This is a genomic window from Methylibium sp. (genome assembly GCF_965279545.1).
In the GTDB taxonomy this organism is placed as follows: Bacteria; Pseudomonadota; Gammaproteobacteria; order Burkholderiales; family Burkholderiaceae_C; genus Methylibium.
The window spans coordinates 2739061-2763511 of the sequence record NZ_OZ257250.1 but is presented as its reverse complement, the minus strand read 5'-3'; the positions used below and the strand labels follow the sequence as shown (position 1 = coordinate 2763511).

At 69.2% G+C, this 24451-nt stretch carries 26 protein-coding genes; 21 read left to right on the top strand and 5 right to left on the bottom strand.

Annotation, left to right across the window (positions count from 1 at the left end; genetic code table 11):
• The first annotated feature begins 17 nt into the window (after nt 1-17).
• The 4 genes from ACQY9S_RS12905 to ACQY9S_RS12890 all read left to right on the top strand — a co-directional run bounded on the left by ACQY9S_RS12905 (nt 18) and on the right by ACQY9S_RS12890 (nt 4352).
• A complete protein-coding gene (locus ACQY9S_RS12905) occupies nt 18-947 on the top strand; it encodes a MinD/ParA family ATP-binding protein (RefSeq protein WP_428420097.1) in 930 nt (309 codons plus the stop codon).
• Between the two features lie 45 nt (nt 948-992).
• Nucleotides 993-1706, top strand: coding sequence for an RNA polymerase sigma factor FliA (locus ACQY9S_RS12900; protein ID WP_428420096.1), 714 nt, complete (start codon nt 993-995; stop codon nt 1704-1706).
• Between the two features lie 34 nt (nt 1707-1740).
• A complete protein-coding gene (locus tag ACQY9S_RS12895; protein ID WP_428420095.1) occupies nt 1741-3090 on the top strand; it encodes a methyl-accepting chemotaxis protein in 1350 nt (449 codons plus the stop codon).
• A 119-nt stretch (nt 3091-3209) separates the two neighbouring features.
• Nucleotides 3210-4352, top strand: coding sequence for a DUF6607 family protein (locus tag ACQY9S_RS12890; protein WP_428420094.1), 1143 nt, complete (start codon nt 3210-3212; stop codon nt 4350-4352).
• Nucleotides 4353-4495: 143 nt separating this feature from the next.
• Here ACQY9S_RS12890 and ACQY9S_RS12885 read toward each other — a convergent pair whose 3' ends face one another.
• The 3 genes from ACQY9S_RS12885 to flgA form a co-directional block, all read right to left on the bottom strand.
• Nucleotides 4496-4888, bottom strand: coding sequence for a hypothetical protein (locus ACQY9S_RS12885; RefSeq protein ID WP_428420093.1), 393 nt, complete (start codon nt 4886-4888; stop codon nt 4496-4498).
• 46 nt (nt 4889-4934) lie between these two features.
• Entirely contained in the window at nt 4935-5237 is a 303-nt protein-coding gene (flgM, locus tag ACQY9S_RS12880) for a flagellar biosynthesis anti-sigma factor FlgM (RefSeq protein WP_428420092.1), read from the bottom strand.
• 135 nt (nt 5238-5372) lie between these two features.
• Complete coding sequence (gene flgA / locus ACQY9S_RS12875; protein ID WP_428420091.1) at nt 5373-6095, bottom strand: flagellar basal body P-ring formation chaperone FlgA; 723 nt, start codon at nt 6093-6095, stop codon at nt 5373-5375.
• Between the two features lie 145 nt (nt 6096-6240).
• Between flgA and flgB the strand changes: the two genes are divergently transcribed.
• From flgB to ACQY9S_RS12845, 6 genes are all read left to right on the top strand, one after another.
• Nucleotides 6241-6645 carry a flagellar basal body rod protein FlgB gene (flgB, locus tag ACQY9S_RS12870; RefSeq protein WP_428420090.1) on the top strand — a complete coding sequence of 135 codons (405 nt, stop codon included), beginning with the start codon at nt 6241-6243 and terminating at the stop codon, nt 6643-6645.
• An 11-nt stretch (nt 6646-6656) separates the two neighbouring features.
• Nucleotides 6657-7073: a flagellar basal body rod protein FlgC gene (gene flgC / locus ACQY9S_RS12865; RefSeq protein ID WP_428420089.1), complete on the top strand. Its 417-nt coding sequence runs from the start codon at nt 6657-6659 to the stop codon at nt 7071-7073.
• Nucleotides 7074-7099: 26 nt separating this feature from the next.
• Nucleotides 7100-7750 carry a flagellar hook assembly protein FlgD gene (locus ACQY9S_RS12860; protein ID WP_428420088.1) on the top strand — a complete coding sequence of 217 codons (651 nt, stop codon included), beginning with the start codon at nt 7100-7102 and terminating at the stop codon, nt 7748-7750.
• A 37-nt stretch (nt 7751-7787) separates the two neighbouring features.
• Nucleotides 7788-9050, top strand: a complete 1263-nt coding sequence (gene flgE, locus ACQY9S_RS12855; protein WP_428420087.1) for a flagellar hook protein FlgE — start codon at nt 7788-7790, stop codon at nt 9048-9050.
• A 49-nt stretch (nt 9051-9099) separates the two neighbouring features.
• Nucleotides 9100-9828 (top strand): flagellar basal-body rod protein FlgF, encoded by a 729-nt coding sequence (gene flgF, locus ACQY9S_RS12850; RefSeq protein WP_428420086.1) that lies wholly within the window; start codon nt 9100-9102, stop codon nt 9826-9828.
• Nucleotides 9829-10085: 257 nt separating this feature from the next.
• Entirely contained in the window at nt 10086-10307 is a 222-nt protein-coding gene (locus ACQY9S_RS12845) for a hypothetical protein (protein ID WP_428420085.1), read from the top strand.
• A 43-nt stretch (nt 10308-10350) separates the two neighbouring features.
• Here ACQY9S_RS12845 and ACQY9S_RS12840 read toward each other — a convergent pair whose 3' ends face one another.
• Complete coding sequence (locus tag ACQY9S_RS12840; RefSeq protein WP_428420084.1) at nt 10351-11664, bottom strand: acyltransferase family protein; 1314 nt, start codon at nt 11662-11664, stop codon at nt 10351-10353.
• Between the two features lie 65 nt (nt 11665-11729).
• Here ACQY9S_RS12840 and flgG point away from each other — a divergent pair, with 65 nt between their 5' ends.
• Genes flgG through ACQY9S_RS12805 form a run of 7 tightly spaced genes read left to right on the top strand, consistent with a single transcriptional unit; the run spans nt 11730 to nt 19664 of the window.
• Nucleotides 11730-12512 (top strand): flagellar basal-body rod protein FlgG, encoded by a 783-nt coding sequence (flgG, locus tag ACQY9S_RS12835; protein WP_428420083.1) that lies wholly within the window; start codon nt 11730-11732, stop codon nt 12510-12512.
• A 17-nt stretch (nt 12513-12529) separates the two neighbouring features.
• Entirely contained in the window at nt 12530-13204 is a 675-nt protein-coding gene (locus ACQY9S_RS12830) for a flagellar basal body L-ring protein FlgH (RefSeq protein WP_428420082.1), read from the top strand.
• Nucleotides 13205-13246: 42 nt separating this feature from the next.
• The gene (locus ACQY9S_RS12825; protein WP_428420081.1) at nt 13247-14398 is read left to right on the top strand and encodes a flagellar basal body P-ring protein FlgI; all 1152 of its coding nucleotides are present in this window, start codon (nt 13247-13249) and stop codon (nt 14396-14398) included.
• Between the two features lies 1 nt (nt 14399).
• A complete protein-coding gene (gene flgJ / locus ACQY9S_RS12820; RefSeq protein WP_428420080.1) occupies nt 14400-15245 on the top strand; it encodes a flagellar assembly peptidoglycan hydrolase FlgJ in 846 nt (281 codons plus the stop codon).
• A 10-nt stretch (nt 15246-15255) separates the two neighbouring features.
• Complete coding sequence (gene flgK, locus ACQY9S_RS12815) at nt 15256-17217, top strand: flagellar hook-associated protein FlgK (protein WP_428420079.1); 1962 nt, start codon at nt 15256-15258, stop codon at nt 17215-17217.
• A gap of 19 nt (nt 17218-17236) precedes the next feature.
• Nucleotides 17237-18433, top strand: a complete 1197-nt coding sequence (gene flgL, locus ACQY9S_RS12810) for a flagellar hook-associated protein FlgL (RefSeq protein WP_428420078.1) — start codon at nt 17237-17239, stop codon at nt 18431-18433.
• 22 nt (nt 18434-18455) lie between these two features.
• Entirely contained in the window at nt 18456-19664 is a 1209-nt protein-coding gene (locus ACQY9S_RS12805; protein WP_428420077.1) for an EAL and HDOD domain-containing protein, read from the top strand.
• A gap of 21 nt (nt 19665-19685) precedes the next feature.
• Here the strand turns inward: ACQY9S_RS12805 and ACQY9S_RS12800 are convergent, their stop codons facing one another.
• Nucleotides 19686-20066, bottom strand: coding sequence for a tautomerase family protein (locus ACQY9S_RS12800; RefSeq protein ID WP_428420076.1), 381 nt, complete (start codon nt 20064-20066; stop codon nt 19686-19688).
• Between the two features lie 235 nt (nt 20067-20301).
• Here ACQY9S_RS12800 and ACQY9S_RS12795 point away from each other — a divergent pair, with 235 nt between their 5' ends.
• The 4 genes from ACQY9S_RS12795 to ACQY9S_RS12780 are packed head-to-tail and all read left to right on the top strand — an operon-like array spanning nt 20302 to nt 24355.
• Nucleotides 20302-21162: a TatD family hydrolase gene (locus tag ACQY9S_RS12795; RefSeq protein ID WP_428420075.1), complete on the top strand. Its 861-nt coding sequence runs from the start codon at nt 20302-20304 to the stop codon at nt 21160-21162.
• Entirely contained in the window at nt 21159-21680 is a 522-nt protein-coding gene (locus ACQY9S_RS12790) for a DNA-deoxyinosine glycosylase (RefSeq protein ID WP_428420074.1), read from the top strand. The genes ACQY9S_RS12795 and ACQY9S_RS12790 overlap by 4 nt, the downstream gene beginning before the upstream one ends.
• A 5-nt stretch (nt 21681-21685) precedes the next feature.
• Nucleotides 21686-22483 (top strand): spermidine synthase, encoded by a 798-nt coding sequence (locus ACQY9S_RS12785; RefSeq protein ID WP_428420073.1) that lies wholly within the window; start codon nt 21686-21688, stop codon nt 22481-22483.
• Between the two features lie 30 nt (nt 22484-22513).
• A complete protein-coding gene (locus tag ACQY9S_RS12780; RefSeq protein WP_428420072.1) occupies nt 22514-24355 on the top strand; it encodes a GspE/PulE family protein in 1842 nt (613 codons plus the stop codon).
• Nucleotides 24356-24451: the final 96 nt, after the last annotated feature.

Here is a 24451-nt window from a genome sequence, read left to right as displayed (position 1 = left end):
AGCCGACTGCTCCCGCCATGTCCACCGACCGTCTGCGCCACGCCTACCGTCCCGCGACCGACAGCTGGTATGCCCAGCTCGACGAGCTGCCAACCGACCCCGCGCCTTCGGTGGCGCACGCGCCGGCCGACCAGGCCCAGGGCCTGCGCCGGCTCTTCACCAGCCGCACGATGCGTTGCATCCCGGTGGTCTCCAACCCGGGCATCGCCTTCGGCGGCGCACTGCTGGAGCGCCTGTGCAGCGCCTACGCCGAGCAGGGCCTGCGCACCCTGGTGGTCGACGCCGGCGAGAACGCTCGGGCCCCGGCCGAGTTGGCCAGCTTCGATCTGGCCGAAGGGGTGGAGGTGCTGAGCCCGCACGTCAGCTACCTCGCGGCACGCGGTCTTGCGTTGCGCTTCGTGGACGCCGGCGGCTCGACCTCCAGCTTCTTCGATGCGATTGCCGACGCTGCGCCCGATGTCGACGTGCTGCTGGTGCACGCCAGTGCCGCCGACCTGGCGCGTCTGTTCGCCCGCCGCGTGCAGGAGCTGCAGGCCGGCGCCGTGCGTCCGATCGTGCTGTGCGACGAGCAGGCCGACAGCGTGACGCATGCCTACGCCGCCATCAAGCTGCTGGTCACGCGCGCGGGCCTGATGGCGCACGACCTGCTGTTCAGTGCCGTGCCCGACTCGCCGCGTGCGGCGCAGGTGGCCGAGCGCCTGGCGCGCTGCGCCGACGATTTTCTCGGCGCCGCGCTGCACGACTGGGTTGCGGTCGACCCGACCGAGGCGCCGACCGACGGCCCCAGCCTGCGTCTGAAGCGGCTGGCGCGCGAGCAACTGGCCTGCGCACTGCCCTACACCGTGAGCGACAGCGTGTTCGGCGCACTGGCGGGCGAGATCGGTGCGCGTTCCGCGCTGCCGTCGCTGACGCCGCGCCACGGCGCACGCTCGCCCTGGTCGCGCTGAATCCCCGAACGAAGACCGAACCGCCGAATCTGCCTGGAGCCCGTCATGTACACCGCCACTGGTCGCCTTGAAACCAACGCGATGATCAAGCAGTACAGCCCGCTGGTGCGCCGTCTCGCGCACCAGATGATTGCCAAGCTGCCGGCCAACGTGGAGATCGACGATCTGATCCAGGTCGGCCTGATCGGCCTGACCGACGCCATGACGCGCTTCGACAGCGCGCAAGGCGTGCAGTTCGAGACCTTCGCCACCCAGCGCATCCGCGGCGCGATGCTCGACGAGCTGCGTGGCAGCGACTGGATGAGCCGCAGCAACCGCAAGCAGCAGCGCGACATCGAGACGGCCGTGCACAAGCTGCAGCAGCAGCTCGGCCGCGCGCCGGCCGAGAGCGAGATCGCCAAGCAGATGGGCCTGTCGCTGGCCGACTACCAGGAGCTGCTGGGCAAGGTGCGCGGCACCCAGCTGGTCTACCTGGAGGACATGTCGGGCGACGACGGCGACAACGATTTCCTCGACCGCCACGTGGCCGACGAGAACGAGAACCCGCTGGGCCTGCTGCAGGACCACCGCATGCGCCTGGCGCTGATCGAGGCGATCAAGACCCTGCCGGAGCGTGAGCAGTTCGTGATGAGCATGTACTACGAGCAGGACATGAACCTGAAGGAGATCGCGGCGGTGCTCGGCGTGACGGAGTCGCGCATCTGCCAGCTGCACAGCCAGTCGATCGCGCGACTGCGCGCGAAACTGCGCGACCACTGAGTCCCCTAGAACAGATCCGAGACAAGAGGCGATCATGCTGTCCCTTTTCAAGAAGACCCACACCCTGCAGCCCGCCGCACCGGCATCCGCCGAGGCGCCCGCACCCGATCTGCACCAGGCGGTGCAGACCATCGCCAAGGCCGCCTCGCGTCTGGGTCGCGACGCGGCCGAGGTGCGCGGTTTGATCGAGGACAGCAACCAGGTCAACCAGCGGCAGGTCCAGGCCCTGCAGGCGCTGGGCAGCCAGCTCGGCGAGGTGCAGCGTGCCCAGGGTGGCATCGGCACCACCACCACCGAGAGCCTGCAGGCCGTGGAGCGCGCGCGCGCCGCGGTCGAGCAGGTCGGCACCGAGGTCGGCGGCATTGTCGACACGCTGCGCCAGGTGGCCGCCGCGGCCGGGCAGATCACGCAGATCGCGCTGCAGACGCGGCTGGTCGCCTTCAACGCCTCGGTCGAGGCCGGCCGTGCCGGCGAGGCCGGCCGCGGCTTCGGCGTCGTGGCCGACGCGGTGAAGGACCTGTCGGCCAAGGTCGAGGCCTCCTCGAAGCAGATCATGAGCACCGTGGCCGAGCTCGACCAGCGCGTCGGTGCGCTGGCGCGCGAGATCCAGCTGCGCGAGGGCGAAGCGCCGCAGGGCGCATTCCACCGCGCGCTGGCCGAGGTTCAGGGCGGCGTGGGCAGCATCAGTGCTGCCGCCGAACAGAGCCGCGCCATCTGCGACGGACTGAACGAGCAGCGGGCCGCCATCGACCGCGAGATGCAGCGCTCCAGCCAGACGCTGGCCAGCGCCACGGCGCGCAGCGAGGCCTTCCTGAAGGTCAGCGAGAACATGATCGAGATCGTGGCCGATTGCGGGATCGACACCGACGACACACCCTACATCCACGGCGTGCAGGAGGCAGCCGCGCAGATCGCCAAGCTGCTGGAAGACGCGCTGCGCACCGGCACGATCGGCACGGCGGAGCTGTTCGACGAGCAGTACCAGCCGATGGCCGGTACCAACCCCGCGCAGCACACCACGCGTTTCGTCGCGCTGGCCGACCGCTTGTTCCCGCAGGTGCAGGAACGTCTGCTCACGCTGAACCAGAAAGTCGTCTACTGCATCGCAGTCGACCGCAACGGCTATGTGGCCACGCACAACCGCCAGTACTGCAATCCTCAGCGCAGCAACGACCCGGTGTGGAACGCCGCGAACAGTCGCTACCGTCGCATTTTCAACGACCGCACCGGCCTCGCGTCGGCGCGCAACACCCGGCCCTTCCTGCTGCAGACCTACCGGCGCGACATGGGCGGCGGCAACTTCGTGCTGATGAAGGAGGCCGCAGCGCCGATCACCGTCAACGGCCGGCACTGGGGCGGGGTGCGGCTGGCCTTCCAGTTCTGACCCGGCCTGCTGCCGCGACGGCGCCCGGGAGGGCGCCGTTTTGCATGGGCGAGCGCCAAGCCCGGACAGTGCGCAGGTGCATTGCGGCGCAGCGCAGGAAGGCGCACAGAATGCCCCGCATGAAGCGATCGATCCTGCTCCTGCTGGCCCTGATGGCACTGCCGTGGGCCGCGTTGGCCTATTCCGAAGCGACGCCGGCGGCCGCGACCAGCCAGTTCACCTTTGCCTGGCCCCTCGGCGAATCCGCGTTGAAGCCCCGCGGCGCCAGCACGCGTGGCGTGCCCGTCGAACTCGACACGGCACCGGGCGAGGCCTGGAAGCGCCTGCGCGAGCCGGGCCTGAGCGACCGCGAACGGGACCGCCGCGCGATCCTCGCGATGGCCGGCCCTTACCGGGTGAGCTTCGACTTCCTCGAGGTGCTGCGCTTCGATCCGGCCCTGAAGCCGGATGCGCCCTACCAGAGCTGGGGCACCGAGATCGTGTTCGTGTCCGAGGACCGCGGCGACTTCATCGCGCTGCAGCACGTCCTCGTGATGCGGGTGCAGATGGAAGGCGGTCAGGTCAGCGAGCCGATCGTCGTGCGCCACTGGCGGCAGGAATGGCGCTACCAGGCCGACAGCCTGCTCGCCTACGAAGGCGCGAACACCTGGGTGCGCCGGCCGGTGCCGGCCGGCGAGCGCCCGGGCAGCTGGGTGCAGAGCGTGCTGCAGGTCGACGATTCGCCGCGTTACGCGGCGCGCGGGCGCTGGGTGCACGGCGACAGCTTCTCCACGTGGATCGGCGACGAGACCTGGCGCCCGCTGCCGCGACGCGAGTTCAGCGTGCGCAGCGACTACCAGGTGCTGGTCGGCACCAACCGCCACACCATCACGCCGAGCGGCTGGCTGCAGGAAGAGAACAACCTCAAGCTCGCGCTCGGCGAGGGCGGCCGGCCGCGCACGACCCTGCCCTACCTGGCGCGCGAGTACGGCATCGCGCGCTACGAGCGCATCACCGGCCACGACTTCAGCGCGGGGCAGACCTACTTCGATCGCACCGAGCCGTTCTGGGCCGAGGTCAGGGCGGCCTGGCGCCGGGTCGGCAGCACCCGGGGCCGCTTCGCGCTGCGCGCGCCGGTCGACCAGGGTGGTCTCTTCACGCCGTTCTTCGACTACGCGCAGGAGCTGGTCGAGGGCAAGCGCTTCGATGTGCAGGACGCTCGAAGCTTCATCGAGCGGACCCTGGCGGAGCGCTACCTGGTGCAGGCGCAGGCTGCGCAGTGAGTGGCGGGTGGGCTCCCCTCAGCGCGGAAGGAGCTTCCGAAGAATATTAGGAGGAGGGCCGGGCGCCAGCCCGGCACGGGGGACATGAACGCAACACAGCGACCCGGCTCAGCGCCCTGGATGCGTTCGTATGCAATCCCGTATCAGGCCTTCAGCACGCCGCTGTTCGCGGCCAATGCCGCCGCGCCGCGCGCGTTGTAAACCGCTGCCTCGCGCGGGATCAGCACTTCGATCGCGCGGTCCAGTGCGGCGGTGGCGCGGGCCAGGGTGTCGCGTTGCGAGGCGACCTGGCCGCTGGCCAGCGCCAGGCGCCGACGCAGTGCCGGGGGCACCGGGCCACGGTTGCGGCTGAAGCAGTCGAGTGCGTTGGCCAGGGCGCGCTGCAACTCCACGGCAGCCGTGTCGACCCCGTGGTTGTCGCGCGCGAGCAGGGTCTGCGCCAGCGCGGCGAGGCGCTGCTCGACCGCCGCAATGGCCGTCTCGAGCAACTGGGGCGCAGCCGCCGGAGGTTGGGCGGAGCTCGGATCGGTCTGCATGGGCTGGCGTGGCGGTAGGGGTTCGGGCGTGTGGCGCAAGGCGCTCTCAGCGCTTCACGGCGTCGAGCATTTCCTGTGCGTTGGCAAGCAGCTTGTCGGCGATCACGTCGGCGTTCACAGTGAACGAGCCGTCGGCGATGGCCTGCTTCATGCGCTCGACCTTGGCGGCATCGAACTCGGGCGTGCCCGCACCGGCCAGCAGGCTGGCGGCCATGCTCGAGAGCTCCACGGTGCTGCCGTCGGATGCCTGAGCGACCCGCGCCTTGGCCGCAGCGGCGCCGGCCTCGGCATTGGCGCGTGCCAGCACGGCGGCATCGGCAGCGGGAGAGGAGGTGTGACCGATCTTCATGACGGACTCCTGCAGTCCGGGGACAGAGCCCCAGGACGGTTCAACATCCCAGCGGTATCGACGAGGACTCGCCGAACTTGAGAGACTCTTTTGTAACAGCGCGAGGTGTGCACGGCAAGCTCCGGGTTCGTTCGCTCACAGCCGCAGTTCGACGCGGCGCTCGCCCACCGGCACGCCGGTGACGATGCGGCCGCTCTCGGTGCGCACGCGCACGGGGCTGCCGTCGAGTCCGGGCGTGATCGCCTGGCCTTCGCTCTGCACGGAAAAGCCGGCGCCCACAGCGAACAGCTGCACGGTCTCGCCGGCGGCAAACCACTGGCGGGCGCGCAGCCGGTTCTGGCGCAGGTCCTCGCCGGCGCTGACGGTGCGCAGCAGCGAGCGGCCGATGGCGTCGTTCGGGTCGGTGAGGGCCGGCGCGAGGTCGGCGGCGAGGTCAATCTCGGCCTCGCGCAGGTCGGCGGCGGTGAGCACGGTGCCGGCCGGCAGCGCGGTCGCCGCGACCAGGGCGCGGCCGAACACCTTGACGGTGATAGGCAGGTAGACATTCCACTTCGTCGGGCCCTGCAGGCAGCGCAGGCCGACGCGTGTCCTGCCCCAGGGCTTGAAGCCGGCGGGCAGGTAGGGTTCGATCTGCTGGCAGGGCGCGAGCTTGAGACGCGGGTCCAGCGAGCCGGCCTCCACTTCGACCCGCAGACCGGCGACGGGCTGGGCGCTCTTCAGCGCCAGGCCGCGCACCTGATCGGCCAATGCGGCGGTGGCGGCGTCCTGCGCCCGCGCGCTGCCGGGCAGCGCGGTGGCGGCGCAGGCCAGTGCCAACAGGCAGGCGGTGAGCGCAGCGGGGGCCGAAAGGGTGTTCATCGAGCAGGACTGTAGAGGGCGGCTTGCGCCGGCGAGTCGCGAAATGAGCGGGGAAGGGGCCCTTATTCCCGCTAATGTTTCAGTTGGTTGCGTCCAAGAATGCCAGTCATCGCCACCACCGCGTGGCATCCGTCAACGGCACACCATGTTGGACCGCCTCACGAATTCGCTCGACTTCCAGACCCAGGCCCTGCTGCTGCGGTCGGAGCGCCAGCGTCTGATCGCGAGCAACATCGCCAATGCCGACACCCCGGGCTATGTGGCCCGCGACATGGATTTCGGTGCCGCGCTGCGCGAAGCCACCGGCAGCGCCCAGCCTGGCAATGCACTATCGGCCACGCACACCGGTCACTTGAGCCCTGCCGCCGGCGCCCACGGCGAGGCCGGCTTGAAGTACGCCACGCCGAGCCAGACCAACCTGGACCGCAACACGGTCGACATGGACCGCGAGCGCGCGGCCTTCGCCGACAACGCGGTGCACTACGAGGCCACGCTGCGCTTCATCAACGGCAGCGTGCGCACGATGCTCAGCGCGATCACCGGTCAGTAAGGAGAGCCTTCATGTCGATGCTCAACATCTTCAACGTCAGCGGCAGCGCCGTCAGTGCGCAGAGCCAGCGGCTCAACGTCGTCGCGTCGAACCTGGCGAACGCCGACACGGTGGCCGGCCCCGACGGCAAGTCCTACAAGGCCCGCCAGGTGGTGTTCCAGACCTTGCCCTTCCAGCAGCCGGGCGAGGCGGGCACCGCCGCCGGCGTGCAGGTCTCGCAGATCACCGAGGACAACACGCCCGGGCGGCGGGTGCTCGATCCCAAGCACCCGCAGGCCGACGCCGACGGCTACGTGACCTACAGCAACGTCAACGCGGTGGAGGAGATGGTCAACATGATCTCGGCCTCGCGCTCCTACCAGAACAACATCGAAGTGATGAACACGGCCAAGACACTGCTGCTGAAGACGCTGCAGATGGGCCAGTGATGCCTTTCCACTGAACCGGACCCGCCATGGCCACCTCCTCCGTCACCGACACCACGTCCAGCGCGCTGACCGCGCTGAACGGCACGACCGCCACCAAGAAGGACGACGGCTCCGAGCGCTTCCTCAAGCTGCTGGTCACGCAGATGAAGAACCAGGATCCGATGAACCCGATGGACAACGCGCAGGTCACGAGCCAGATCGCGCAGATCAACACCGTGACCGGCATCAACACGCTCAACGAGACGGTGAAGTCGCTGTCCAGCCAGATGCTGTCCTCGCAGGTGCTGCAGGGCGCCGGCCTGGTCGGACGCAGTGTGCTGACCGAGGGCAGCAAGCTGCACTTCAGCGAGGGTGTGGCGACCGGCGGCTTCGAGCTGGCCAGTCCCGCCGACAGCGTGAAGATCGAGGTCCTGTCGGCCAGCGGCCGTGTGCTCGACACCATCGACATGGGCGCCGCCTCCGCAGGCCGCAGCGGCTTCGAGTGGACCGCTCCGGCGGGCACCAGCACCGACGGCACGACATTCCGCGTTGTCGCCAAGTCGGGCAGCACCAGCCTCACCGCCACGCCGCTCACCACCGACGTCGTCAAGGCGGTCTCGACCGGTGGCGACACCCTGAATCTTGAGTTGCTGTTCGGCGGCTCGATCCCCTACACCCAGGTCAAGGCCATCTCCTGAGCCGCGCCTGCCGCCCCCTTCTGAAGAGGAAATCCCCATGAGCTTCCAGCAAGGTCTGTCCGGTCTGAACGCCGCCAGCAAGAACCTCGAGATCATCGGCAACAACGTCGCCAACGCCTCCACCTACGGCGCCAAGAGCTCGCGTGCCGAGTTCGCCGACGTGTACGCCAACGCGCTCAACGGCTCGGGCACCAACATGGTCGGCATCGGCGTCAACCTGTCGACCGTGGCCCAGCAGTTCACGCAGGGCAACATCTCGACCACCGACAACCCGATGGACCTGGCGATCAACGGCTCGGGCTTCTTCCAGGTGACCGACGGCAAGAACCCCACCATGTACGCGCGCAACGGTCAGTTCAAGATCGACCGCGACGGCTTCATCGTCAACAACGCCAAGCAGAAGCTGCTCGGCTATTCGGCCGACAGCCAGGGCGTGATCGTGCCGGGCCAGGCCCAGCCGATCCAGCTGCCGACCGCCGGCATCAACCCGCGTGCCACCGACCGCATCAGCATCGAGATGAACCTCGACGCCCGCCTGGCGACCACGGTGCCGGCCGCTGGCGGCATCGACATCAACGATCCCGCGACCTACAACAACGCCACCTCGGTCACGGTGTACGACGCCAAGGGCCAGGACGTGGCGTTGACCTACTACTTCCAGAAGGCCGCGACCGACCAGTGGAACGTCTACGTCACGGCGAATGGCACCCCGATCAGCGTCGACGGTGCCGGCGTGCCGTTGCCCAGCACGACGCTGCAGTTCCCGGCCAACGGCTCGGCGCCGACGGCACCGGTCGGCACGGTGCCGATAGACATCCCCGCCACCACCAGCACGACCGGCGGCGCCACGCTGCCGATCACCGGCGTGCAGCTCGACCTCACCAAGTCCACTCAATACGGCTCCGGCTTCGGCGTGACCGACCTGACGCAGACCGGCTATGCGCCGGGCCAGCTTTCAGGCATCTCGGTCGAGGGCAACGGCATCATCATGGCCCGCTACAGCAACGGCCAGGCCAAGCCGGCCGGTCAGCTGGAGCTGGCCAACTTCCGCAACCCGCAGGGCCTGCAACCGCTGGGCAACAACACCTGGGCCAGCACTTACACCTCGGGCGACCCGGTGGTCGGCGGCGCCGGCGACGGCAACTTCGGCACGCTGCAGTCGGGCGCGCTCGAGGAAAGCAACATCGACCTCACCGGTGAGCTGGTCAACATGATCACCGCGCAGCGCGTCTACCAGGCCAATGCGCAGACCATCAAGACGCAGGACTCGGTGTTGCAGACGCTGGTGAACCTGCGCTAGGTCTTGCTCCTCTCCCGCAAGGAGAGGGAGACAAACCGAAGGAGCCGCAATGGACCGCATGATTTACCTGTCGATGTCGGGCGCGAAGGCGACGATGCAGCGGCAGGAGACGCTCGCGAACAACCTCGCGAACGCCTCGACGACCGGCTTTCGCGCCGAGCTGCAGGCCTTCCGGGCCGTGCCGGTGCGCGGCGACGGCGCCAGCACGCGCGTCTACGCGCTCGAGACCACCACCGGCTACGACCCGACACCCGGTCCGGTGTCGGCCACGGGTCGTTCGCTCGACGTGGCGATGCAGGGCAACGCCTGGCTCGGCGTGCAGGGGCTCGACGGCACCGAGGCCTACACCCGCATGGGCTCGCTGCAGGTCGACGCCGAAGGCACGCTGAAGACCTCGGGCGGCCTCACGGTGATGGGCGATGGTGGCCCGATCGCGCTGCCGCCCAACACCGCGCCGCAGATCGCGCCCGATGGCACGATCAGCGTGAAACAGGCCAACGGCAGCGTCACGCCGGTCGGCAAGCTCAAGCTCGTCACGCCCGAAGCGCCGCTCCAGCGCGGCGACGACGGCCTGTTCCGCGCTGCCGACGGCGACCTGTCCGCCGACCCGACCGCGCGCCTGCAGGATGGCGCGCTGGAGGGCAGCAACGTGAACCCGATCGAGAACATGGTGGCGATGATCGCCGCGGCGCGCCAGTTCGAGAGCCAGATGAAGATGCTGCAGACGGCCGAGAGCGACGAGAAGGCCGCCGGCCAACTGCTGTCGATGAACGGCTGACCCGGCGCGCTCCGGGCCTGTCTCGGGCACCTACCCTTCCCAACGGTTGAAATTCGGTCGACCCCGTCCGGAATCCGGTGGCGAGTCGCCGCAAGAGCCGGACGTTCCGGCTTCCCGTGGATCCGCACATCCGCAGGGAAATCAAGCGCTTGGCGCGACCTGCGTGTGTTCATTGCGGTCTTGGCACGGTCTCTGCAATCAGTCGGGCGAGCGATTGGAATCGAACGCTCGGCAGAGATCCGTGAGAGGAGTGCAACATGAACACGTCGCCGATGGTTTCCGACGAAAGTACACGCTACCAACTGAGCTTCCGCTCGCTGTCTGACGAAGGCCGTGGCTGTGCATTCCCCTGCGATGCCACCGGCCGCGTGAACATCGACGAGCTCAGCGACACGGCCCGCCACAACTATCTCTACGCGCGCGCTGTCATCGGGCGTGAGTTCTCCATGCCGGCCGTTGGCCCGGCTTTGGCGCAGTGATGCGCGGCGCCGGGTTGGCATGCCGCCGGGCGGACTTCGACCGCTAGCCCTTCGAGTACAGCGCTGGAATTTCCGGCACACGGATCGAGGCCGAGGCCGTCGCCGATGGAAACAGCCGGTCTCTCAGGCGCAGCATCGGGCGCTCGACGCAGTTGGTGACCACGACCGCCACGGCCAGTGCGCCCCCGTACTGGATCGCCAGGTCGATCCATGCCGGAACGGCCGCGACTCCGAGCTTGTTCAGCAGCGATTCAGCCGCTCGCATGCCGACGAACTGATAGATGTACATCGCGTATGAGTACAGACCGATGGTCGACACCCTGCGCACGAGCCAACCCGCATCGGTCAGGCTCTTGAGCCCATGACAGAACATCAGCAGCGCCAGACCCGTCAGGTAAGCGATGGTGTAGCCGACCGTGACGGTGAACGGCTTATTGTCCTGCTGCAGACCGAGCACCGTGGCTCCCGCGATGAAGGCCAGGAGGAGCAGCTTCTTGTGCCTTGCCCATCGCTCGAACAGCGCGGGGTGATAGACATGCACGTAGCCGGCGCACACACCGCACACCAGGGCATCGATGCGAAAGTGAGTTTCGATCGCAATGTCTTGAATGTCGTACGAGCCATGCAACGCCGCGCTGCGCATGGCCAGGCATGCCACCGGAATGGCGGCCATGACAGCGATGAGCAGGTGCCGCCTGTGGTGGCGCAAGCTGGTCGCGGCCGCGAACAGGAGGGCCCCGCTCAAGTAGAAGTGTTCTTCGATGGCCAGACTCCACAAGTGGTCGAGACTGGTGTCGGCATAGTTCTGGACGTGGAACAGCGTCTGCAGCAGAAAGCTGTCCCAGGGATGTCGCTGGGCGAGCAACAACAGCGCCAGGTACAGGTACAGGATCGGCCAGATCTTGAATGCCCGTCGAATCAGGAATCGCCCCGGCCTGAAGTGGCCCGTGGCTCGGTATTCCTTGAAGATCAACCCGCCCACGAGAAAGCCGCTCAACACGAAAAACAGGTCGACCCCGGCCCAGCCGAGAGTTCGTCCGGGCGCCAGCAGCCAGTCGAGGGGAGGGAATCCCGTGTCGACGTTGTTGAAGTGCCAGCCCATCGCCAGAAGAATGGCGATGCCTCGAATGAAGTCGAGCGTGGTGCTGCGGTTCGATGTTGAAGTCGGCGCGGGCCACAGCGATCTCATCGTGCCGAACCATCGGGTTGCCAAGTGCATGACCGGTGCCTCATGAACGCCTGGAGCGGATCGGCGCATCGTAGTGAGCAAATGCCCGTGGACCCGGCGCCAATCGAAACTTGTTGCAACGCCGGCACGTAACCGGCCTGCAAATGAATGAATTAGGGGGGGGATCATGCCTCATATCGCAGGCTCGGATGGCCCATGAGCGTAGGAACATCCTTGCCACTAGGAGCCTCGCCATGATGCGTTCACTGTGGATTTCGAAGACCGGCATGGAGGCCCAGCAGACCCAGCTGGACCACATCTCGAACAACCTCGCCAACAGCGCGACGAATGGCTACAAGCGCTCGCACGCGGTGTTCGAGGATCTGATGTACCAGACCATCCGCCAGTCGGGTGCCAGCAGCTCCGAGCAGACGCAGCTGCCCACCGGCCTGCAGGTCGGGCTGGGCACGCGCGCGGTCGCGACCTCGCGCCAGTTCAGCCAGGGCTCGCTGCAGCAGAGCACGAACCCGCTGGACGTGGCGATCAAGGGACAGGGCTTCTTCCAGATCCAGTTGCCCGACGGCACCACCGGCTACAGCCGTGACGGCGCCTTCCAGGTCAGTGCCCAGGGGCAGCTCGTCACCAGCAACGGCTACACCGTGCAGCCCGGCATCACCATCCCGGCCAATGCGCAGAGCGTGACGATCGCTGCCGACGGTACCGTCAGCGTCGCGCTGCCCGGTCAGGCCGCGGTGCAGTCGGTGGGCCAGCTGCAACTGGCCAACTTCGTGAACCCGGCCGGCCTCGAGCCGCGTGGGCAGAACCTCTACACCGAGACCGCCGCCTCGGGCACGCCGAATGCCGGCGCCCCCGACAGCAACGGCCTGGGCTCGCTGGCGCAGGGCTTCGTCGAGGGCAGCAACGTCAACGTGGTCGAGGAACTGGTGGCGATGATCCAGACCCAGCGCGCCTACGAGCTCAACTCCAAGGCCATCCAGACCTCGGACCAGATGCTGCAGAAGCTGGCCCAGCTCTGAGCCTGAAAGACCCGTCCATGTCCCTCGCACTCCTTCGCGTCGCCGCACTGGCACCGCTCGCGTTCCTGTTCGGCTGCCAGGCGATGGCGCCCAAGGTGGACATCGCCGACACCTCGCCGGTGCTGCCGCAGGCCGTGGCCCTGCCGCCGGTGAACAACGGTGCGATCTTCCAGGGCGCCAGCTACCGCCCGCTGTTCGAGGACCACCGCGCGCGCCTGGTGGGCGACACGATCACGGTGCAGATCGTGGAGAAGGTCGCGGCCAGCCAGCAGTCCACCAGTTCGATCGACAAGACCGGCTCGGTCAACGCCGGCATCTCGGCGCTGCCCTTCTTCGCCCCGAACTCCTTCAAGCGGGCCACGGCGACCGGCAGCACCGAGCAGGCCTTCGAGGGCAAGGGCACGACGGCGAGCGCCAACACCTTCAGCGGCACGATCACCGCCACCGTGGTCAACGTGCTGCCCAACGGACACCTCATCATCACCGGCGAGAAGCAGATCGGCGTGAACCAGCATGTCGACGTGCTGCGCTTCTCAGGCCAGGTCGACCCGCGGGCGATCCAGCCCGGCAACGCGGTGGCGTCGGCCCAGATCGCCAATGTGCGCATCGAGCAGCGTGGCCGCGGCGCCCAGGCCGAAGCGCAGGGAATAGGCTGGTTGGGACGCTTCTTTTTGAACGTTCTGCCGCTCTGAAGTTTTCCAGAATGGTGGTATCCCCCCGGGAAAGCCACCACCATGCACCGCTCCCCCTTTCCTGAACAGCGCGCCGACCCGCTGCTGCGCCTGCTCATCGCATTCAGCCTGTTCGTCGCGAGCTCGACCGTGTGGTGGCCGCTCGAGGCCCGGGCCGCGCGCCTGAAGGAAGTGGCCGCCGTGCAGGGCGTGCGCTCCAACCAGCTGGTCGGCTACGGCCTCGTCGTCGGTCTCGACGGCACCGGCGACCAGACCACCCAGACCCCGTTCACGACACAGAGCCTCAGCGCGATGCTGCAGCAGATGGGCGTCACCGTGCCGCCGGGCACCAGCGTCCAGTTGCGCAACGTCGCCGCGGTGATGGTCACCGCCTCGCTGCCGCCGTTCGCACAGCCGGGCCAGCCGATCGACATCAACGTCTCGTCGATGGGCAACGCGAAGAGCCTGCGTGGCGGCACGCTGGTCGCGACGCCGCTGCGCGGCGCCGATGGCCAGGTCTATGCGCTGGCGCAGGGCAACCTGATCATCGGCGGCGCCGGTGCCTCGGCCGGCGGCTCCAAGGTGCAGGTCAACACGCTCAACGCCGGCCGCGTGCCCGGCGGCGCGACCGTGGAGCGCGGCGTGCCGACGCCGCTGGCCCAGGGCGACTCGATCCAGCTCGACCTCAATGCCTCCGACTACTCGACCGCGCGCGAAGTGGCACGCGTGGTCAACGCGAAGATGGGGGCCGGCACCGCGCAGGCGCTCGACGGCCGCACGGTGCGCGTGCTGATGCCGGCCGATGCCAATGCGCGCGTCGCCTTCCTCGCCGACATCGAGAACCTCAACATCGACCTGGTCTCGCCCGCCGCGCGCGTGGTGGTCAACGCTCGCACCGGCTCGGTGGTGGTGAACCAGGCGGTGACCCTGAACCCCTGCGCGGTGGCGCACGGCAACCTGTCGGTGACGATCAGCTCGCAACCGGTCATCAGCCAGCCCGGCCCGCTGTCCAGCGGCCAGACGGTGGTCGCCGAGCGCGCCGACATCGCCATCAAGCAGGAGGCCGGCTCGCTGATCCAGCTGCCCGCCGGGACGCAGCTCACCGACGTCGTGAAGGCGCTCAATTCGCTGGGCGCGACGCCGCAGGAGCTGCTGGCGATCCTGCAGGCCATCAAGGCGGCCGGCGCATTGAACGCCGAGCTCGAGGTGATCTGACGTGAAAACCGTCGGCCTCGACGCCAATGCGTTGCGCTCGCTGCAGGCGAGTGCCGGGGCCGACCCGCGCGCCGCCATCAAGGAAACCGCGAAGCAGTTCGAGGCGCTGTTCATGCAGCAGCTGATGAAGAGCATGCGCTCGGCCACGCTGGACAGCGGCATGCTGGAAAACTCGGGCACGCAGATGGGCACCGAGCTGCTCGACACCCAGTTCGCGCAGAAGCTGACCGGCCTGCCCGGCGGTCTCGGCGCGCAGATCGCCAGGCAGCTGGAGCAGCAGCTCAACGGCAGGATCGCCGCCGCGGCCATGCCGGGCGCGCAGGGCACCGAGTCCACGGGCGCGCAGGTCTGGAGCCGCCTGCCCGGCGCGTCGCGGGCGCAGGACTTCGTCGCGCGTCACAACGCGGCGGCCGAGAAGACGGCGGCCGAGACGGGCATTCCCGCGGCCTTCATCCTGAGCCAGGCCGCGCACGAGTCGGGTTGGGGCCAGCGCGAGATCAGGAACGCCGACGGCAGCAGCAGCCACAATGTCTTCGGCGTCAAGGCCGGGGCGGGCTGGAAGGGCGCGGTCGCCGAGGTCACGACCACCGAGTACGTGAATGGCCAGCCGCAGAAGGTGAAGGCGAAGTTCCGTGCCTATGCCTCGTCCGAGGAGGCCTTCCGCGACTACGCGAACCTGATCAAGAACAGCCCGCGCTATGCCAAGGTCGTGGAGCAGGGCGGCAGCGCCCAGGGCTTCGCGGTGAACCTGCAGCGCGCCGGGTACGCCACCGACCCGGCCTATGCCGCGAAGCTCGGCCGTGTCATCAACACCACGCTGCGGCTGCAGCGCACGCTGACGGCGTGAGGAGAAGCCCATGGCCGGCCTGATGTCCCTCGGAACGCGCGCGATGTTCGCGAACTACGCGACGCTGCAGACGATCAGCAACAACATCGCCAACGCCAACACGCCGGGCTACTCGCGCCAGCAGGTCGAGCTCGCGACCTCCGGCGGCCAGTCGACCGGCGCCGGCTTCTTCGGCCGCGGCGTGGACGTGCAGACGGTCACCCGCGCGAGCGACGCCTTCCTGACGCGCGACGCCGCGCTGGCGAAGTCGCAGGCCGCGCGCGATTCGGCGCGTCTCGAGCAGCTCCAGCGACTGGAGAAGGTCTTCCCGACCGGCGAGACCGGGCTCGGCTATGCGGCAGGCGACCTGCTGAACGCCTTCGTCGACGTGGCCAACCGCCCGCAGGACACCTCGGCGCGCCAGGTGGTGCTGGCGCGTGCGCAGGAGCTGGCCTCGCGCTTCCGTGCCGCCGACGGGCAGCTCGACGCGCTGCAGAGCGGCGTCACCGAGGACGTGAAGAACTCGGTGGCCGCAGTCAACACGCTGGCCCAGCACGTTGCCGACCTCAACCGCCAGATCGCCGCGACGCAGGGCAGCGGCCATGCGCCGAACGACCTGCTCGACCAGCGCGACCAGCTCATCAGCCAGATCGGCAGCTACGTGCAGGTCACGACCATCGAGGCCGATGACGGTTCGCTGGGGGTCTTCATCGGCGGTGGCCAGCGCCTGGTGCTGGGCAGCAACGCGCTGCAACTCAAGGCGGTGCCCGACACCTACGACGCGGCGAAGGTGCGCCTGTCGATCAACGAAGCCGGCGGCGACCGCCTGCTGCCCCAGGACACCCTGGTCGCCGGCAAGCTCTCCGGCCTGCTCGCCTTCCAGGACAAGGACCTCACCGATGCGCGGGCGCTGATCGGCCAGATGGCCAGCGCCATCGCCGGCGCGGTCAACCAGCAGCAGGCCCTGGGCCTGGACCTCGGTCAGCCTGCGGGCAGCGGTGCGCCGCTGTTCTCGCTCGGCACGCCCGCCGCCTTGCCGGCGTCGACCAATGCACGCGACGCCAGCGGCAACTTCCTGGCATCGGTGTCGCTCACCGTGACCGATCCCAAGCAGTTGCAGGCGAGCGACTATGAACTGCGCAGTGACACCAGCACGCCCGGGCAATACGTTCTGACGCGCCTGAGCGACGGCGTGAGCCGCAGTGTCGCCAACGGCGACACGGTCGACGGCTTCACCCTCGATGTCGGCACCCCGGCCCCGGGCGCGGCCGACCGCTTCCTGCTGCAGCCGGTCAGCCAGGCCGCGCAGAGCATGGCGCGCGCGCTCGACAACCCGAGCGGCATTGCCGCGGCGTCGCCGGTGGTGGCCACGATCGGTGCGAGCAACAGCGGCACCGCCACCGTCGCGTCGCTCGCCGTCGTGAGCCCGGCGCTGAACCCGGCGCAGACGGCGAACATCAGCTTCACCGACAACAGCGGCAACTACAACTGGGAGCTGCGAGATGCCAGCAACGCGCTGGTCAGCAGCGGCACCGGCACCTGGGCGGCCGGCTCGAAGATCGCGCTGAACGGCTTCGAGCTCACGCTCTCCGGCGTGCCGCGCAGCGGCGACACGCTGCAGGTCGCGCCGACCACGTTCGCGGCGGCGAACAACGGCAACGCGCTGTCGCTGCTGGCCTTGCGCGACGCGGGGATCGTCGGCCAGCAACTGCTCGCCGGCGGCGGCCTGACGGCGGGCGAGACCATCACCAGCGCCTATGCCAGCGCCATGGCCGACATCGGCGTGCGGGTGCAGAGCGCGAGCTCGTCGAGCAACATCTCCACCGCCGTGGCGACCAACGCCGAGGCGGCGCGCTCCGGCGTCTCCGGCGTCAACCTCGACGAAGAGGCAGCGCGGCTGATCCAGTTCCAGCAGGCCTACCAGGCCGCCGCGAAGGTGCTGCAGGTCGCGCAGAGCGTGTTCGACACGCTGCTCAACGTCGCTGCGCGCTGATTGAACCGAGGACCCTCCCATGCGAATGAGCACGGCCAACACCTACGACGCCACCATCGCCAACCTGCAGCGCCGCGCGCAGGAGCTGAGCCAGAGCCAGGAGCAGATGAGCAGTCTCAAGCGCGTCAACCGGGCCAGCGACGACCCCACCGCCGCGGCGCGTGCCGAGCGCGCCCTGGCGGTCGAGGCCCGCAGCGCCGCGAGCCAGCGGGGCATCGACGCCAGCATGAACGCGGTGAGCCAGACCGAGTCGACGCTCGGCGACGCGCTCACGCTGCTGCAGCAGGCGCGCGACACCGTGGTGTCCGCGGGCAACGCCAGCTACAGCGATGCGGAGCGCGCCAACCTGGCCCTCACCCTGCGCCAGATGCGCGCCGAACTGCTGACCGTCGCGAACAGCCCCGACGGGGCCGGCAGCTACCTGTTCGCCGGGCAGGGTGCGAGCAGCCCGCCCTTTGTCGACACGCCGTCCGGTGTGCAGTTCCGCGGCGTGTCCGGCGAGGCCGGAGCCGCCGCGACCGAGCCGCTGCCGCTGACGATGGACGGCCAGAGCACCTGGCTGCAGGCGCGCAGCGGCAACGGCGTGTTCGTGACCAGTGCCACGCAGCAGAACGGCACCGCCTGGATCGACTCGGGCCGCGTGACCGACCCGGCGCTCGTGACCGGCGACGCCTACAGCGTGAGCTTCGCCGTCAGCGGCGCCACCACCACCTACACGGTGCTGCACAACGGCAACCCGACCACGCTGACCAACCTGCCGTACAAGAGCGGCCAGGCGATCGAGATCGACGGCCTGTCGGTCACCGTGACCGGTGACCCGGCCAACGCCGATCGCTTCGACATCACGCCGTCCAGCGCTTCGCTCAGCATCTTCGACGCGCTCGACCGCGCCGCGACCGAGCTGGAGACCGGCGGCCGCAACAGCGGCCAGCTGGCGCAGACCGTGGCCGACAGCCTGCGCGACATCGACGCGTCCGCTGCCAAGCTGACGGCACAGCGCTCGGTGGCCGGCGAAACGCTCAACCGCATCGACCGGGCCACCGAGCGGCTCAGCGGGCAGAAGCTCGCGGCGCAGACCGACCGGTCGCAGGCCGAGGACCTGGACATGGTCGAGGCGATTTCCACGTTCCAGAAGCAACAGACCGGTTACCAGGCAGCGCTTCAGTCCTATGCTTCGGTACAGAAGCTTTCGCTGTTCCAGTACCTCAACCTGTGAGCCTTCGTCCGGAGAACTATTCGTGAGTGACAGCATCCTCGGCCAGGTCGCACTGAGCTATTCCCCGATGATCGACCGGCAGCGCACGGTCAGCGCCACCCGCCTGACCGTGTTCCCGCTGCAACCAGGCGCCGAGCTCGACGCGGCGGGCCTGCTGGAAGAGGTGGCGGCCGTGTGGCCCGCCGGCGGTGGGCAGGTGTCGCTGAACGTGCTCAGCGAGAACCTGCTGGGCGCGCTGCTGCAGGCTCAGCCGAGCCCGAACGTGATGATCGAGATCCCCGCCTTCATGGCCTGCGACGAGACGCACACCGAAGCGATCCGCGCGTTGCACGCGCGCGGCAGCGTGCTGCTGGTCAAGGGCCGGCCGCTGCGCGAACTGCCGCGCGAGGTGCTGCCGTGCTTCCGGTATTCCATCGTCGACCTGGCCGATGACCGCCGCGTCGGCGAAACCGTGCCCGCGGCCGGCGTGGTGCGCAGCATCGGCTTCGTGCAGTCGGGCGTGAACACCATCGCCGACATGGAAGGATCATTCAGCCGCGGCGCGGTGGCCGTGCTCGGCTGGCCGATGGACGATGCGATCGCCCACTCGTCGGTCGGCAAGGGCAAGGACCCGAAGGCGGTGACGCCCGACCTGCAGGTGATGGTGGAGCTGATCCACCGCGTCGACCAGCATGAGCCGATCGAGAAGCTCGAGGCGACCCTGCGGCGCGACCCCGCGCTGGCCTTCAAGCTGATGCGCTACATCAACTCGCCGGCCTTCGGCCTGAGCGTCGAGATCAGCTCATTTCGCCACGCGATCATGATGCTGGGCTACAACCGGCTCAAGCGCTGGCTGGCGCTGCTGCTGGCGACCGGCAGCAAGGATGCCAACCTCAAGCCGGTGATGTTCGCCGCGGTGCGCCGCGGCATGCTGATGGAGGAGCTGGCGCGCAACCTCGGTGACGAGGAGATGCGCAACGAGCTCTTCATCTGCGGCGTCTTCTCGCTGCTCGACCGCATGTTCAAGCAGCCGTTCTCCGAGCTGCTGAGCACGATCCCGGTGCCGGAGCGCGTGTACCAGGCGCTGGCCGACGCATCGGGCCCCTACGCGCCGTACTGTGCGCTGGTGCGCGCGGTCGAGGGCAATGCGCTGGACGCGATCCGCGAGGCCTGCGACGGGCTGCTGATGGATCCGGCGGAAATCAACCGCGGGCTGATGCGCGCGCTGGCGAAGGCAGCGCAGCTGGACTGACCACGTCGCGACCGGCCGCCGTCAGGTGTGGATGAACCGGCCGCCGCCGAAGACCCAGTTCTCCCACGCGGTCTCCTTGAAGCAGATCATCACGTTCTCCGGGTCGAAGCCCTCGCGCGACAGCGTCGCGAGGATGTCGTGCACGATCTTCTTCTTGATCTTCACGCTGCGTCCCACCGAGAACAGCACCTCGACGAGCACGAAGTCGGCGTTGCGCTCGGATTTCAGGTCCGGGTAGCTGGGGTCGAAGCGGAAGTCTTCCTCGTCGAGTTCGAGGGCCCGCTGGAAGCGGTCGGTGGCAGGCACGCCCGCGGCGACGAGCGCTTCGTGGACGGCATTGAAGACCGCGCTCTTGAAGGCAGCGGTCTTCGGTTTCCTGACGGTGATCGTGACGAGAGGCATGACAGGGTCCGCAACAAGGGGGTTCGGGGTTTACGGCGGCGCCGGTCGACACCGGGTGGCCGCCACACGGACCGGCAGCCTACGCCCAACGGGGCCGCCGCGTGCGGGAGCGGCCGAATGCCGGGTCGGTGCTTCAGCCTTTGCCGGCCGCCACCTTGGCCGCGCAGTCGTCGAAGCTGATCGGGCCGCCGGCCCCCGCGCTGGCCGCTGCCCTGTGTCGCGGTCTAATAGCGGCATGGCGCCGCCGACCGAGTCCGCTCCGACCGCCTGGACCGACACCCACTGCCACCTCGACGCTCCCGAATTCGGCGCCGACCGCGCGGCCGTGGTGGCCCGCGCGCGCGCTGCCGGGGTGACGCAGATCGTGCTGCCCGCGGTGGCGCCGTTCGACTTCGATACCGTGCGCGCGCTGGCGCACGAGCATGGCCTTGCCTACGCACTCGGCATTCACCCGCTCTACACCGATCCGCTCGACGATGGCGCGCTGGACAGCTTGCGCGCTGCGCTCGAAGCGCAGCGCGACGATCCACGCCTGGTCGCGGTGGGCGAGATCGGGCTCGACCACTTCGTGCCGGGCGGGGACCGCGCCAAGCAGGAGCACTTCTACGTGCAGCAGCTCGCGCTGGCGCGCGCCGCCGGGCTGCCGGTGCTGCTGCACGTGCGGCGCTCGGCCGACAGCCTGCTCAAGCAGCTGCGCCGCGCGCCAGTCGGCGGCGGCATCGCGCACGCCTTCAACGGCAGCCGGCAGCAGGCGCAGGCCTTCGTCGCGCTGGGCTTCAAGCTGGGCTTCGGCGGGGCGATGAGCTTCGAGCGGGCACTGCAGCTGCGCCGGCTCGCGACCGAATTGCCGCTGGACGCGATCGTGCTCGAGACCGATGCGCCCGACATTGCGCCGCAGTGGCTGTACAAGACCGCGGCCCAGCGCGCTGCGGGCGAGCGCAGCCGCAACGAGCCGGCCGAGCTGCCGCGCATCGCGGCGCAGCTGGCTGCCTTGCGTGGGTTGAGCCTGCCTGCGCTCGCCGCGGTGACGCAGGCCAACGCGAGGGCCGTGCTGCCGCGCCTGGCCGCGCTGGACCTGCGAGAGGCCACGGCTTGAGCGCGCTGCTGCCCGGTGGCCCGGCGCAGCTGCTCGAAGGCCTGCCGCCGGTCGTGGGCCCGGCGACCCGCCTGGTGGTGCTGGGCAGTTTTCCCGGCGCGGCCTCGCTTGCCGCTCGGCAGTACTACGCGCACCCGCGCAACCAGTTCTGGCCGCTGTTGTCGGCGCTGTGGGGCGTGGACCTGCGGGCGCTGGGCTACCCGCAGCGCCTGGAGGCCCTGGGCGCGCGCGGGCTCGGCCTGTGGGACGTGTACGCCGCGTGTCGCCGCGAGGGCAGTCTCGACAGCGCGATCCGCGACGCGCAGCCCAACGACCTGGCCGGCCTGCGCCGGCGCGCACCACAGTGGGTGGCGGTGGCGCACAACGGCGGCGAATCGGCCCGCTCTGCGCGGCTCACCGCCGCGCTCGGGCTGGTGGTGCACCGGCTTCCCTCCACCAGCCCGGCCAACGCCAGCTGGTCGTTCGAGCGCAAGCTCGCGGCCTGGCGCGCGGTCTTCGAACAACACGGACTGATCTGATCCCGATGGCGACTTCCCGCAAACCCAAGACGCCGACGCTCGCGCCGGCCACGATGTCCGAGTTCGACGGCGTGCGCTACCTGCACCTCGGCACGCCCTGGGTGCAGGGCGCGATGCGCATCGCCAAGCCGCACAAGCTCGAACTCGAGTACGTGCAGCGCATGATGGCGTGGATGCTGCTGTCCGAGCGCCTGCTGGACCCGGGTGACGGACCGCCGGGCCGCGCGGTGCAGCTCGGGCTCGGTGCGGCCGCGATCACCCGCTTTTGCCACAAGAAGCTGCGCTGGCGCAGCACGGCGGTCGAGATCAATCCGGCCGTGATCGGCGTGTGCCGCTTGTGGTTCAAGCTGCCGGCCGACGATGCCCGGCTCGAGGTCATCGAGGCCGACGCCGGCGCCTACGTGGCCGACGGCGCGCATGCCGGCAGTGCCGACGCGCTGTGCGTCGACCTCTACGACCACGACGCTGCCGCACCGGTGCTCGACGACGAGGCCTTCTACCGCGGCTGCCATGCGCTGCTGGCCGAGGGCGGCGTGATGAGCGTCAATTTGTTCGGTCGCGACGTGAGCTTCGACCGTAGCGCGCGGCGCATCGCCAGCGTGTTCGGCGCCGGGCGCGTCGCGATGCTCAAGCCCACCAAGGAGGGCAACACCATCGTGCTGGCGTGGCGGGGCCCCGCCCTGCCGGCGCGTGAAGAACTCGAGCGGCGCGCCGAGCTGATCGAGACAAAGTACGGGTTGCCGGCCCGCAAATGGCTCAAGCTCTTGCAGAATCTGCCCGCACGCGTCCCGACCGCCGCCTGACCCCCCCACCGAACCGCGCCTGAACCCTGCATGACCGCCCGCACTCCCGCTGCTCCGCGCCCGCCGGCCGCCACCGGCGCGGCGTCCGCCGCCGCCGAGGCTCCGCCCGTGGGCCTGCTGCACTGGCGCCAGCTCGTGACCTGGCTGCTGACCGACGGCGTGATCACGCTGGCCGACGGCAAGCGCGTGGCGCAGCGCTTTGGTGCCGGCGACAGCGCCCAGCACCCGCTGGTGCGGCTGGGCAGTGCCGGCCTCGTGCACGCCGTCACCGGCGCCGCACTCGATGTGGAGCTGCTGACCGAGTGGCTGGCCACGCACTGCAAGCTGCCGTATGTGCGCATCGATCCGCTGAAGGTCGACGTGGCGCGCGTGGCCGACGTGATGTCCGCCACCTACGCCGAGCGTCGCCGCGCGCTGCCGCTGCAGGTCGGTGCGAGCGAGGCGCTGGTCGCCACCTGCGAGCCTTTCGACATCGACTGGCTGCCGCAGATCGAGGCGCACACGCGCAAGACGATCAAGCTCGCGCTCGCCAGCCCGCTCGAGATCCAGCGCTACACGACCGAGTTCTACACGCTGTCGCGCTCGGTGCGCGCGGCGCAGAAGAGCGGCGACGGCGCCGGGCCGGCCAGCTTCGAGCAGTTGGTCGAGCTGGGCAAGAGCAACAAGCAGCTCGACGCCAACGACCAAGGCGTGGTGCAGGTGGTCGACTGGCTGTGGCAGTACGCCTTCGACCAGCGCGCCTCCGACATCCACCTCGAGCCGCGCCGCGAGATGGGCGCGATCCGCTTCCGCATCGACGGCGTGCTGCACACCGTCTACCAGGTGCCGCTGTCGGTGATGAATGCGATGACCAGCCGCATCAAGCTGCTCGGCCGCATGGACGTGGTGGAGAAGCGCCGCCCGCTCGACGGCCGCATCAAGACGCGCCGGCCGGGCCCGGGCGGCAGCTCGCGCGACGTCGAGATGCGGCTGTCGACGCTGCCCACCGCCTTCGGCGAGAAGATGGTGATGCGCATCTTCGATCCCGACGCCGCGGTCAAGCCGCTCGCCGGCCTGGGCTTCGCGCCGCATGAAGTGCAGCTGTGGGAGCAGCTTGTCACGCGCTCGCACGGCATCATCCTCGTGACCGGCCCCACCGGCTCGGGCAAGACCACCACGCTGTACTCCACGCTCAAGCGGCTGGCGACCGACGAGGTCAATGTCTGCACGATCGAGGACCCGATCGAGATGATCGAGCCGGCCTTCAACCAGACCCAGGTGCAGCCGGTGCTCGACCTCGGTTTCGCCGAGGGGCTGCGCGCGCTGATGCGCCAGGACCCGGACATCATCATGGTCGGCGAGATCCGCGACCTCGAGACCGCCGAGATGGCGATCCAGTCGGCGCTGACGGGTCACCTGGTGTTCAGCACGCTGCACACCAACGATGCGGCCGCGGCCGTCACGCGCCTGATCGACCTGGGCGTGCCGCCTTATCTGATCGGCGCCACCGTGATCGGCGTGCTCGCACAGCGCCTGGTGCGCACGCTGTGTCCGGCCTGCAAGCAGCCCGACGACAACGCGGCCGGGCGCGAGGTGCTCGACGAAGCGATCAAACCGTGGAAGCTCGGCGGCGAGTACCGGCCCTGCAAACCGGTCGGCTGCCTCGAATGCCGCCACACCGGCTACCGCGGACGCGCCGGTCTCTACGAGCTGCTCGAGATCAACGATGCGCTGCAGCCCAGCATCCACCCGCACTATGATGCGGCCGCCTTGCGCAAGCAGGCCGCGAAGCAAGGCCTGCAGCCGCTGCGGCTGGCCGGCGCGATGAAGGTCGCGCAGGGCCTGACGACGATCGACGAAGTGCTGCGCGCCACGCCGCGCTGGGAACAGTAGCGCGCCGGGCTCGGCGCGCCGCCGGGACAGCGGCACGCTACGTGTAAACCACACAGAGGGCCCGCGGGGGCGCTTCCTAGAATCGGTGCCACAAGA